Source organism: Streptomyces sp. NPDC127106 (assembly GCF_042677605.1).
Taxonomy (GTDB): domain Bacteria; phylum Actinomycetota; class Actinomycetes; order Streptomycetales; family Streptomycetaceae; genus Streptomyces.
On the sequence record NZ_JBHXTC010000037.1, the window covers coordinates 44836 to 56520 of the forward strand.

Consider the following 11685-nt stretch of genomic DNA (forward strand, 5'->3'; position numbering starts at 1 on the left):
GCAGGTGGAAACGGGCCAGGCCAAGGCCCGTACGGGGAGGTGTGAGGCGAGTGGTGGAGCAGCTGACGCAGCACGACCCGAGACGGATCGGCCCCTTCGAGGTGCTGGGACGGCTCGGCGCCGGCGGCATGGGGCTGGTCTATCTCGCACGGTCGGCGTCCGGACGCCGGGTGGCGATCAAGACCGTGCGGACCGAGCTCGCCGAGGACCAGCTGTTCCGGGTGCGCTTCACCCGTGAGGTGGAGGCGGCGCGCGCCGTGTCCGGCTTCTACACCGCGGCCGTGGTCGACGCCGACCCGCGGGCCGCCGTGCCCTGGCTGGCGACCGCGTACGTCCCGGCGCCCTCCCTGGAGGAGATCGTCAACGAGTGCGGGCCGATGCCCGTCCAGGCCGTACGGTGGCTCGCGGCCGGCATCGCCGAGGCGCTGCAGTCCATCCACGGGGCGGGCCTGGTCCACCGAGACCTGAAGCCGTCGAACGTGCTCGTCGTCGAGGACGGCCCGCGCGTGATCGACTTCGGTATCGCGAGCGGCGTCTCCAACACCCGGCTGACCATGACGAACGTCGCCGTCGGCACCCCCGCTTACATGTCGCCCGAGCAGGCGAAGGACTCGCGGAGCGTCAAGGGCGCCAGCGACGTCTTCTCGCTCGGCTCGACGCTCGTGTTCGCCGCGACCGGGCACCCGCCCTACCACGGGGCGAACCCGGTGGAGACGGTCTTCATGCTGCTGCGCGAGGAGCCCAACCTGGAGGGGCTGCCCGAGGAGCTGCGCCCGCTCATCGAGTCCTGCATGCAGATGGAGGCCTCCCAGCGCCCCACCCCGGCCGACCTCCAGGCCCAGCTCGCCCCGCACCTCTTCGACGGCGGCGACGACAGCGGCACCGCGTCCGCCTGGCTGCCCGGGCGGGCCGTCGCCCTGATCGAGGCCCGGCGGGCCGGACAGCGCACGGTGGCCGGACCCGTTCCGGCGCCCGGCCGCGGCCCCGGCGGTCGCGTCGCAGGCAGCCCCGGCGGCCCCGGCGGCCCCGGCGGCCAGGGCGGCCAGGGCGGCCAGGGCCGGCCCGCCGACGTGCCCACGCACCGCCACGCACCCCGCGGCCTCGCCGAGCCCGGTGTCGACCCGCGGACCGGCCAGCCCATCCCGCAGCGCCCCCAGCACCCGCCCCGGCCGACGTCGGCGCCCTCGTCGGCGCCCGGCGCCGTGCCCGCGCCCTCCGGCGAGCCGGTGCGCCTCGGCGGCTCCCCGGTGCCCATCGGGCCCGGGCCGCGGGCGAGCGCGTCGGCGCCCGCCGCGCACGCCGGATCCGCCGACTCCGCGACCGGCTGGGTCCGCCCGCCGGGCGGTGCCTCCGCGGCCCCCGTGGCCCCGGCGTCGCCGTCGTCCGCGGCGACCTCGGCGGCGAACCCCGGCCCGGCCCCCGACAGCGGCCGCTGGCGCCCCTGGCGGTTCCGCATGTCCAACGAGGTCTGGGGCACTCCGACCGTCGCCGGCGACCTGCTCTACGTCACCTCCTTCGAGGTGCACGCCCTGGACGTCGCCACCGGCCGCCGCCAGTTCAAGACCCGCGACGTCGCCTGGTCCATGGCCGTCTCCGACGGCCGCATCCACGCCTCCGACGGCCCCTCCCTCTACGCCCTCGACGCCTCCGACGGCACCGAGCGGTGGCGACTGTCCACCGACGCCTGGGTGTACGGCCTGCGCGCCGACCGGGGCACCGTCGTCACCGCCACCCGCGGCGGCGGCGTCCAGGCCTGGGAGGCCTCCAGCGGCCAGAAGCTGTGGGAGCTGTCCGGTGCGCAGAGCGACTTCGAGACGCCGGAGGCGGCCCCCGTCCTGCACGAGGGGACGGTGTACGTGTGGCAGGACGCGCGGCTGCGCGCCCTGGACGCCCGCAGCGGCCTGGAAGCGTGGTCGTATCCGATCGGCGACGCGGCCGCCTGCGGCAACGTGCCGGTGCGCGTCACCCCGGCCCCCGACGGCAACACCTACGTCGCCGCCGGCACCCGCGTGCTGTCCGTGGACCGGGCGTCGGGCCGGGTCCGCTGGCACTTCGAGGCCCCGGCCGTGTTCCTGGCCCCGCCCGCGTTCGCGCCGGGAGCGGCCGTCACCGGCGGAGGCGTGTACCTCGTGGACTACCTGGGCACCGTGTACGCGCTGGACGCGATCACCGGCAAGGACCGCTGGCGCATCGCCACCGAGTCGCGCTCGTCCTCGGACCCGGTGCTGATCGCGGCCGGCAGCATCCACCTGGGCGCGGGCAGCGCCGTGTACACGCTGGACGCGGTCACCGGCACCCCGAAGTGGCGGTTCGCGGCGGGCGGCGAGATCACCGGCTCGCCGGCGGTCGCCGACGGCCGGGTGCACTTCGGCTCCGCCGACCACTGCCTGTACACCCTGGACGCGGCCGGCGGGCAGCTCCGCTGGAAGCTGGCCACGGGCGGCGAGATCACCGGAGCACCGGTCGCGGAGGGCGGCGTGGTGTACGCGTGCAGCAAGGACCGCTGCGTGTACGCGCTCGACGCGGCCAAGGGAACGGGGACGCGTACGGCCGGGTGACCGCCGAGCTGCCGGGCTGCCGAGCTGCCGGGCTGCCGAGCTGCCGGGGCGCGACCGAGGCCGGGTTCCGGCCCCGCCGAGTCGCGCACGGCACCGGGAGTGACAGGATGGACCCCATGAGCAACGTTTACTTCGACATCAACATCAACGGCGAGGCCGCCGGCCGGATCGTCTTCCGCCTCTTCGACGAGGTCGTCCCGAAGACCACCAAGAACTTCCGCGAGCTGGCCACCGGCCAGCACGGCTTCGGCTACGCGGGCTCGCCGTTCCACCGCGTCATCCCGCAGTTCATGCTGCAGGGCGGTGACTTCACCAACCAGAACGGCACCGGCGGCAAGAGCATCTACGGCGAGAAGTTCGCCGACGAGAACTTCCAGCTGAAGCACGACCGCCCGTACCTGCTGTCGATGGCGAACGCCGGCCGCAACACCAACGGCTCGCAGTTCTTCATCACCACGGTCGTCACCCCGTGGCTGGACGGCAAGCACGTCGTCTTCGGCGAGGTCGTCCAGGGCACCGAGGTCGTCGACGCGATCGAGAAGCTGGGTTCGCCGTCCGGCTCCACCCGCGCCAAGATCGAGATCGCGGCCTCGGGCGTCGTCGAGGCCTGATCCCTCCCGTTCCGGGCGAGCGCCCGATACGGCCGGAGGCCCTGCCCCCTTTCGAGGGGCGGGGCCTCCGCCGCGTGTCCTTCAGAACACCCCGGTCACAGCTTGTAGACGCCGCGCCAGGTCCATCCCGCGCCGAGGACGGCTTTGCGCAGGGGGTCCTTCATGTCCCGCGTGATGTCCACGTTGAACGACTCGACCTTCTGCCGGCTCCCGTCGGGCCCCTTCTCGTAGTGCCACTGCTTGTGGGTCCAGCGGACGGGGCCCTTGCCGTGGCCCTTGCCCACGGTCCGGCCGGGCGCGGGTCCTGCCCGCGTCACTTCCCACTGTTCGTCCATGGCCCGCACCTCGCGGTCCTTGGCCAGCAGGCACATGGAGATCCTGACGGTCCGCTCCACCTGCTTGCGGGTCAGGCCGGAACCCGTGGCCGGCTCCAGGTACTTCCACTCCGCCAGCAGATCGACGCCGCCGCCGGCCTCGCGCACGCTGAACGGCACACCGGTGCCGTCGAGGGCGAGCAGCGCGGCCCGCAGTTCCTGGGTGGGTATCGCCTCGGCACCGCCGTCGGCGTGCAGCGTGCCCATCCACTTGTCCCAGAGGCGGCCCATCCCTAGGCCCCTTCCTCTTCCCCGGACTCCTGGCCGACGGCGCCGCCGGTGTCCGGGCCGACCGAGCGCAGGAACTCCTGGTAATCGGCCTGAACGCTCTCCTCCTGGGCCGCGGTGACGGTCAGGATCAGCCGGATCACCACCCGCTTGTGCGGGTCCGTCACGTCCTGCATGGCCAGGTAGACCTGGGACTGGACGAGCTCGCGCGGCACGCCGCCCACGACGGCGGAGAACGTCAGCCTCTGCCCGAGGCCGGGCGAGTCCCCGGAACCGAACTCGCGACGGCCGGCCACCGCCACCGACTCGGCGACCTGGCGCAGCCGCTCCACCGACCCGTCGGCCATGTCGGCGAGGGTCTCCTCGTCGTCCGTCCAGAAGTCGCCGTCGATGGTGATGTTGGCGGTGAATCCCGCATCCGGCTCCGGATGCAGGGCGACGAACGCCGCGCCGGGAGCGCCGACCTCGTCCGGAGGGGCGGGCCTCCAGCCCTCCGGCAGGCTGAACTCGATCGGAATCGGCAGGGTTGTGGGCATGGTGTCAGGCCCTCCTTCCACTGAGAAGTACGTCAGTCGAACAGGCCAACGACGCCGTCCTTGATGTCACCGGCGGTGTCGCCCACCCAGTCCGCCGCATCAGTGGCGGACTTCTTTATCTTGTCCCCGTCGAACGTGAACTCGCCGCCCACCGAGCCGCCGATCCCGACGGCGATACCCAGCTTGCCGCCGACGTGCCACTTGCCGTCGTCACCCTTGCCGAAGGTTCCCTTGGCCTCCGCGCCGATGCCGGCCCAGCCCTCGGCCGTGGCGCCGGCGCCGATGCCGGCGAGCTCGCCGCCTCCGGCGACGCCGGCCTTCCCGCCGGCGAAGGCCTTCGCGCTGCCGCTGACGCCGTCCCACCGTGCCGTGCCGCTGAGGGCGGCCTCTCCACCGCCGAATCCCTCGAAGCGGCCGTAGCCCCCGGCCCAGTGGCTGTAGTCGGCGCGCCCCTCGACCACGGCCCTGACGCCCGCAGACGTCTCGGCCTTGACGGCGAGACCCTCGTGGGTGAAGCCGTAGGTCGCGCTGGCCCTGGCTCCCAGGGTGATGTCGTCGACACCGGAGAGCGTCAGGTCACCGTTCTGGTACTTGCCCTCGGTGGTCATCTTGAAGAGGTCGGCGTACACCTTCGCCGAGCCTTCCTTGCCGTACTTCTGGCCGCTGGCCTGGGCACCGGCGGTGGGCCCGGTGAACTTGATGCCGCCTTCGGCCTTCGGCCCGTTCTTGGCCGCCTCCGCTTCCTTGGCCGCTGCTTCCTGTGCGGCCTTCTCGGCCTTCAGGGCCTGGTTCAGGTCGCCCGTGGCGCCGGCGTTGAACCCGCTGAGCGACAGGTCGGCGCCCTTGCCGAAAGCGTCCTTGTTGCTGTCGGTGACGGCGGTCTCGAGAACGGCCTTGATGTTCTGGTCGAGTTCGGTGACGGCCTTCACCCGGTCGTCGATGTGCTTCTGCCACTTGTCGACCGCTTCGGTGATCGTCTTCTGGCCGTCGGGGTCGTGGCGGTAGGCGCTGCGCTCGGCCGGGGTGAGCTTGGAGTAGTCGAAGGCGACGCGCCCCTCCCCGGAGACGGTCATGCCGGCGGCTATCGCGTCGTCGCGGGCGCTTTCGAGCTTCTTCTTCAGGTCGGTGAACTTCTCCTGGGCGTCGCGCAGCAGGCTCGCGATCGCCTTCGCCTGTACCTGGGCCGCCGAGAACTCGTAGCGGGTCGCCGCGAAGCCCTTCTGGGCGCTCACGGCGCTGAAGCCGGCCCAGTTCTCGGTCGTGGTGATCTTCTGGACGGTGTCGCCGTAGCGGGTCTCGACCTTCTTCAGCTCGCCGGCCATCGTCTCCCACTTGCCGGCGGCCGTTCCGAGCAGGCCGAAGTTCGTGGACATGACTTCTTGGTAGTTGACTGCCACAGCTCCCCCTACAGGCCGTTCAGCTTCGACTTCGTCGCGAGGAAGTCGTTGCCCAGTCCGACGTCGTTGCGAGCGAAATAGCCCGAGGCCCCGCGCAGGGAGTTCTTCTCCGCTTCGAGGCGGGCGATCAGGTTCTTCACCTGCTGGTCCCAGGTCTCCGCCACCTTCTTCAGGCCCGCGGCGGTCTCCCAGCCGTCGAAGCCCTTCTGGGCGGCGCCGGTCGAGTCGTCCGCATGCGTCGAGGCCGTCTTCGTGTTCGGCTGGAGCTCGGTCTCGATCGTGTTCGCGGCGGCCTTCTTCTCGGCCGGTGTGGAGGCGAAGTCCTGCCCGCCCGGCGCCTGCAGCAGCGGCGGCGGCGTCAGGCTTGGAGACTGCAGCAGCGGCGGCGGTGGCGCGGTGGCGCCGGGGGCCAGTGGCCCCTCGCCGTTCAGCCGCATGCTCACCTGCTGGTCCGGACCGAGTACATCTGACATGTCTGCGCCTCCCCGTCGGCTGGCGCTGATCATATGCATGGCAACTGCGAACCGGACAAGCCGCCCTGCACGCCCGGGCGGGCGGAGGAAGGCGCCCGGGTGGGCGGTCGGTGCCGGGCGCGACGGGGAGCGCGGAGGGCCGTAACGTCGGCCGGACACGGGCCGAGCTGCGGGTTTCCGGCGGCTCACCGGCATGCCGGCGCCGACTGCCGCGGTCGCCGTCGTGGCGACGACGGCACGGCCCACGGGCTGTTGGCGTGGCAAAGAACTCGCCAGGTGCGAGCCGTCACCGCACCCGGGGCTCCGGTGCCGTCCGTCGGTCCGCGAACAGGGCCGCCTGCCGGTCCGGGGGCAGGTTGCCCAACGCGATCAGTGCCGGCGCCTGCGCCAGCGCCTGCTGCAGGGCCACCTGCTTCGCCGACCACAGGGCCCGTACGGTGCCCTGCACGGCCTCCGTCGGGAAGCCGGCCAGCGTCCGTGCCGCCCGCAGGGCCGCCTCGGTCAGCTCGGCGGGCGCGGCCAGTTCCGAGACCAGCCCGATCTCGTACGCCCGCCGGGCCGAGAGCCGTTCCGCCGTTCCCATCAGGGACAGCCGGGCGGCCTCGCCGAAGGGCATCCGCTGGGCCATGTACACGGCCTCGTAGGCGCTGACCATCCCGTACGAGGTGTGCGGGTCGAAGAAGGTCGCCGTGTCGGAGGCGATGACGAACTCGGCCTCGCCCAACAGGTAGAACGCCCCGCCGCAGGCCATGCCGTTGACGGCGGCGATCACCGGCTTCCACAGGTCGCCCGCCTTCGGGCCGATCGTCGCCAGCGGGTCGTCGGCCGAGTACGGGGAGGCCGGCTGCGGGACGGACGCGCCCCGGTCGATGCCGGTGCAGAACGCGGCCCGGCCCGCCCCGGTCAGCACGACCGCCCGGACCTCGTCGTCGTAGCGGAACCCCCGCCACACCGCCGTGAGTTCGGCGGCGGTCTCCAGGTCGATCGCGTTGTGCCGGTGTTCCCGGTCCAGGGTGACGACCGCGACCCCGGCCGCCTCGTCCCGCTCCACGCGCAGCGTCATGCCTTCTCCAGGACCCAGCGCGGCACGGTGATCCCACCCGCATCGGCGAACACCGCCTGGACCCGCGCGCCGATGCGCAGCCGGGCCGGGTCCACCGAGTTCAACGGGGCGTCGGCGGAGGTGACGAGGTTCCCGGCGAGCCGGATGTGCGGAGCGTCCGCGAGCTCCACGAGGACGACGTTGTACGGGGCCTGCGCCGCGTAGGCGGGCAGCAGCGGCGGGTGCGGTCGGACGTACGACCAGATGCGGCCCCGGCCGCTGGTGGGGCGCCACTCGGAGCCGAACGACTGGCAGTGCGGGCAGCAGGGGCGCGGCGGGAAGCGGAGTCTGCCGCAGGCGGTGCAGGCCTGGACGCGGAGCTCGCCGCGGGCGGCGTACTCCCAGAAGGGGGCGCCGTCGGCGTCCGGGACGGGCAGGAGCAGTTCTTCGGCGGCTGCGGTCACGGGGGTACCTCGTCTCCTCGGTCGCGGGTGGGTTCAGGCGCGCAGCAGGAGCGCCGACGTCGGGACGCCCTCGCCGGCCGTGACCAGGCAGGTCGCGGCGCCGGGCACCTGGGCGGTCGACGTGCCGCGCAGCTGCTTGACGCCCTCGTTGATCAGGTTGAAGCCGTGGACGTAGGCCTCGGACAGTCCGCCGCCGCCGGTGTTGATCGGGAGCCGGCCGCCGGTTTCCAGCGCGCCGCCTTCGGTGTAGGCGGCGCCCTCGCCGCGCGCGCAGAAGCCGTAGCCCTCCAGGGACAGCAGGATCAGCGGGGTGAAGGCGTCGTAGATCTGGGCGACGTCGATGTCCTGCGGGCCGAAGTCGGCGTGCTTCCACAGGTGCCGGGCGGCGGTCCAGGCGGGCCCGGTGAGCGGGTCGTCGTTCCAGTAGTTGACCATGCCGTGGTGCTGGGCGGGCAGGCCCTGGGCGACGGAGTGCACGTACACGGGGCGCTGCCGGCAGTCCCGGGCGCGTTCGGCGGAGACGATGACGCAGGCCAGCGCGCCGTCGGTCTCCAGGCAGTTGTCGAACAGGCAGAGCGGTTCGCTGATCATGCGGGAGGTCATGTACATCTCGCGGGTCAGCGGCCGGTCGTACATGATCGCGGCGGGGTTCTCGTTGGCCCGGTTGCGGCAGGCCATGGCCACGTTGAAGAGGTGGTCGCGGGTGGCTCCGTACTCGTGCATGTAGCGGCGGGCCAGCATGGCGATCTCGTCGGCGGGCCGGAGCAGGCCGAAGGGGCGGGTCCACTGGCCGGGGGTGGGCAGTTGGGCGGCGGTGTTGGTCCAGGGGCGCGGTCCGGAGCCGCGTTTGCGGGAGCGCCAGGCGACGCCGACGGTGGCCTGGCCGGTGGCGACGGCGGCGGCGAGGTGGCCGACGGTGGCGCAGGAGCCGCCGCCCCCGTAGCCGATCTTGGAGAAGAAGGTGGCGTCGCCGGCGCCTATGGACTTGGCGACCTCGACCTCGTCGGTCTCCTCCATGGTGTACGAGGCGAAGGCGTCGACCTCGGCGGGGGCGATGCCGGCGTCCGCGAGGGCGGCGAGGACCGCGCGGCAGGCGAGCTCCTTCTCGGACTCGGGCAGGTGTCTGGCGAAGGGCGTCTGGCCGATTCCGACGATCGCCGTAGCGTCCTTGAGTGTTGCCGCCATCCGCCACCTCCGGGGCCGCGCCAGTGCTGACAGCCGCGAAGGCTACAGCTAATCTGACGGATAGTCAGCTACTGGTGTCGTGGGGAGGCGGACGATGGGCGAGGGCGTACGCGAAACCGGGCACGGACCGGGACCCGGTTCCGGGCACGGGGCGGGCCATGAGCCGGGACCGGGTTCCGGACCTGGAGCAGGTCGCGGGCCGGGACCCGGCACAGGCCACGGGGCTGCGGGCGAGGCCGTGCGGGGCGACCTGCGCTGGGGCAGCATCGCCGGGCTGGTGCGCGCGGCCGCCGCCCGCCACGCCGACCGCGAGGCCGTCGTCGACGGCCGCACCCGGCTCAGCTACGCGCAGCTCGGCGAGCGCATCGAACGCGCCGCGGCCGCCACCCTCGCCGCCGGCATCGAGCCGGGCGACCGGGTCGCCGTCTGGGCCCCCAACACCCTCGACTGGATCGTCTCCGCCCTGGGCGCCGTCTCCGCGGGCGCCGTCCTCGTCCCCCTCAACACACGGTTCAAGGGCACGGAAGCGGCCTACGTCCTCCAGCGCAGCCGGGCCCGGCTGCTCTTCGTCACCGGCACCTTCCTCGGCACCTCCTACGTAGCCTCCCTGCGCCGGGCCGCCGCACAGGGCCCCGCCGGCCCCGCCGGAGGCCGCGGCCCGCTGCCCGGTCTGCCGCACCTGGAACAGGTCGTCGTCCTCGCCGACGACGCCCCCGCCGACTTCCGCACCTGGAAGGACTTCCTGGCCGGCGGCGACACCGTACCCGCCGGGGCCGTCCGCCGGCGTGCCGAATCGATCCGCCCCGACGCCCCGTCCGACATCATCTTCACCTCGGGCACCACCGGGAGACCCAAGGGCGCCGTCATCACCCACGCCCAGTCCCTGCGCTGCTACGCGGTGTGGAGCGAGCTCGCCGGGCTGCGCGAGGGCGACCGCTACCTGATCGTGAACCCGTTCTTCCACACCTTCGGCTACAAAGCCGGCATCCTCGCCTGCCTGATGCGCGGCGCCACGATGGTCCCCCAGCCCGTCTTCAACGTGGACACCGCCCTGGCCAACATCGCCGCCGAGCGGATCTCCGTCCTCCCCGGCCCGCCCACCCTCCACCAGTCCCTCCTCGACCACCCCCAGCGCAACCACCACGACCTGTCCACCCTCCGCCTGGTCGTCACCGGCGCCGCCGTCGTCCCGCTCCGGCTCGTCGAGCGGCTCCGCGGCGAACTGCGCATCGACACCGTCCTCACCGCCTACGGGCTGTCCGAGGCCGGCGGCATCGTCTCCATGTGCCGCCGCGGCGACCCGGCCGAGGTCATCGCCGCCACCTCCGGACGGGCCGTCCCCGGCACCGAGATCCGCATCGCGGACGGCGACGGCCGGCCCTTGCCCGCGGGAGAGGCGGGCGAGGTGTGGGTACGCGGCCACCACGTCATGCGGGGCTACTTCGAGGACCCGGACGAGACGGCCCGCACCATCACCCCCGACGGCTGGCTGCGCACCGGCGACGTCGGCGTCCTCGACGGCGGGGGCAACCTGCGCATCACCGACCGGATCAAGGACATGTTCATCGTCGGCGGCTTCAACGCCTACCCCGCCGAGATAGAACAACTCCTCGGCCTGCACCCGGACATCGCCGACGTCGCCGTCGTCGGCATCCCCGACCCCCGCCTCGGCGAGGTCGGCAAGGCGTACGCGGTGCGCCGCCCCGGCTCCACCCTCACCGCCGACGACCTGATCGCCTGGTCCCGGCGGGAGATGGCCAACTACAAGGTCCCACGCGCTGTGGAGTTCGTCGCCGAGCTCCCGCGCAACGCGAGCGGCAAGGTCCTCAAACGGGAACTGCGCGCCCGCTGACCCGCCCGCGGTCCGCCCGCTGGTCCGCCCATCGGTCGGACCGGCCCTACCGCGCGATCTTGCGGGCGAGGACGAGCCTCCAGCGCGGGCTGCCGTCCGGGCGGCGGCCGAAGTGCTCCAGCGGCACGGTCCCCACCGTGAAGCCGGCCGCCCGCAGGTCCGCGCGGACCCCGCCCCACGGGAACGTCCGGTAGTACATGACGAACGGCGGCCGCCACACCGCGTTGCGGACGCGCATTGCCGCGTCGAAGCCCGCCAACGCCCACCACAGCGGGGCCGTGGGCGGGATCGGCGCCCCGATCGGGAAGGCGAACACCCCGCCCGCGCGCAGCGCGCCGTGGACACCGCGGAAGAGGGCCGGCCGCTCGGCCGGTAGGAAGTGCCCGAACGCCCCGAAGCTGACCGCCAGGTCGTACGTGTCCGCGAGCGCGGGAGGCAGCGCCCGTGCGTCGGCCCGCAGCAGCTCGACCTGGCCACCGCCGTGCATCCGCTCGGCCTCGGCCAGCATGCCCGCGCTCAGGTCCACGCCCGTCACCCGGTCCCGGCACAGCCGGCCGAGCATCCCGAGGGCCGCGCCAGTGCCGCAGCAGACGTCCAGACCGGAGCCGAAGGAGCCCTCGGACCGGGCGAGCGCCTCCTCGACGGCGTCGAGCATGCGGTCCGGAGTACGGAACGGCGTCCGGTCGAACTTCGGTGCGAGCAGGTCGTAGCCGCGCTCGACCGATGAGAAGGCCTGCACGGCGAGCTCGCGCAGGCTCGGCCCCTGGGAGGTGAACACGGTCCCAAGCCTAGCCACGGACCGGCACCCCCGGCCCGGCAGCCACCGCCACCCGCGTCCGCACCTGCGCACGCGCACGCGTGCGGCGGGGGGGGGGGGGGCGGGGGCGGGGGCCCGCCCCCCCCCGCCCCCGCCCGGGGGGGCCCCCGCGGGGGGGGCGGGCGGCGGGGTGGTGGGGAGAGAGGGC

Annotated in this window: 11 protein-coding genes; 3 read left to right on the plus strand and 8 right to left on the minus strand. The window is 73.4% G+C overall.

Going from position 1 to position 11685, the window contains the following annotated elements:
• The first annotated feature begins 50 nt into the window (after positions 1 to 50).
• Both ACFVGY_RS26335 and ACFVGY_RS26340 read left to right on the plus strand, forming a co-directional pair.
• Positions 51 to 2558 (plus strand): PQQ-binding-like beta-propeller repeat protein, encoded by a 2508-nt coding sequence (locus tag ACFVGY_RS26335; RefSeq protein ID WP_385681392.1) that lies wholly within the window; start codon positions 51 to 53, stop codon positions 2556 to 2558.
• A gap of 116 nt (positions 2559 to 2674) precedes the next feature.
• The gene (locus tag ACFVGY_RS26340) at positions 2675 to 3169 is read left to right on the plus strand and encodes a peptidylprolyl isomerase (protein ID WP_385681394.1); all 495 of its coding nucleotides are present in this window, start codon (positions 2675 to 2677) and stop codon (positions 3167 to 3169) included.
• Positions 3170 to 3264: 95 nt separating this feature from the next.
• On the opposite strand, the gene ACFVGY_RS26345 is transcribed toward ACFVGY_RS26340, so the two are convergent.
• From ACFVGY_RS26345 to ACFVGY_RS26375, 7 genes are all read right to left on the minus strand, one after another.
• Positions 3265 to 3774: a hypothetical protein gene (locus tag ACFVGY_RS26345; RefSeq protein ID WP_385681396.1), complete on the minus strand. Its 510-nt coding sequence runs from the start codon at positions 3772 to 3774 to the stop codon at positions 3265 to 3267.
• 2 nt (positions 3775 to 3776) lie between these two features.
• A complete protein-coding gene (locus ACFVGY_RS26350; RefSeq protein WP_385681398.1) occupies positions 3777 to 4307 on the minus strand; it encodes a hypothetical protein in 531 nt (176 codons plus the stop codon).
• Between the two features lie 32 nt (positions 4308 to 4339).
• On the minus strand, positions 4340 to 5680 hold the full coding sequence (locus tag ACFVGY_RS26355; protein WP_385681400.1) for a hypothetical protein: 1341 nt from the start codon (positions 5678 to 5680) through the stop codon (positions 4340 to 4342).
• A 32-nt stretch (positions 5681 to 5712) separates the two neighbouring features.
• The gene (locus tag ACFVGY_RS26360; RefSeq protein ID WP_385681402.1) at positions 5713 to 6177 is read right to left on the minus strand and encodes a hypothetical protein; all 465 of its coding nucleotides are present in this window, start codon (positions 6175 to 6177) and stop codon (positions 5713 to 5715) included.
• A 286-nt stretch (positions 6178 to 6463) separates the two neighbouring features.
• A complete protein-coding gene (locus ACFVGY_RS26365; RefSeq protein ID WP_385681404.1) occupies positions 6464 to 7240 on the minus strand; it encodes an enoyl-CoA hydratase/isomerase family protein in 777 nt (258 codons plus the stop codon).
• Positions 7237 to 7683, minus strand: coding sequence for a Zn-ribbon domain-containing OB-fold protein (locus ACFVGY_RS26370; protein WP_385681406.1), 447 nt, complete (start codon positions 7681 to 7683; stop codon positions 7237 to 7239). The genes ACFVGY_RS26365 and ACFVGY_RS26370 overlap by 4 nt, the downstream gene beginning before the upstream one ends.
• 33 nt (positions 7684 to 7716) lie before the next feature.
• Positions 7717 to 8868 carry a lipid-transfer protein gene (locus tag ACFVGY_RS26375; RefSeq protein WP_385681410.1) on the minus strand — a complete coding sequence of 384 codons (1152 nt, stop codon included), beginning with the start codon at positions 8866 to 8868 and terminating at the stop codon, positions 7717 to 7719.
• 238 nt (positions 8869 to 9106) lie between these two features.
• Between ACFVGY_RS26375 and ACFVGY_RS26380 the strand changes: the two genes are divergently transcribed.
• A complete protein-coding gene (locus ACFVGY_RS26380) occupies positions 9107 to 10720 on the plus strand; it encodes a FadD3 family acyl-CoA ligase (protein ID WP_385681412.1) in 1614 nt (537 codons plus the stop codon).
• 46 nt (positions 10721 to 10766) lie between these two features.
• Here the strand turns inward: ACFVGY_RS26380 and ACFVGY_RS26385 are convergent, their stop codons facing one another.
• On the minus strand, positions 10767 to 11498 hold the full coding sequence (locus ACFVGY_RS26385; RefSeq protein WP_385681414.1) for a class I SAM-dependent DNA methyltransferase: 732 nt from the start codon (positions 11496 to 11498) through the stop codon (positions 10767 to 10769).
• Positions 11499 to 11685 lie beyond the last annotated feature (187 nt).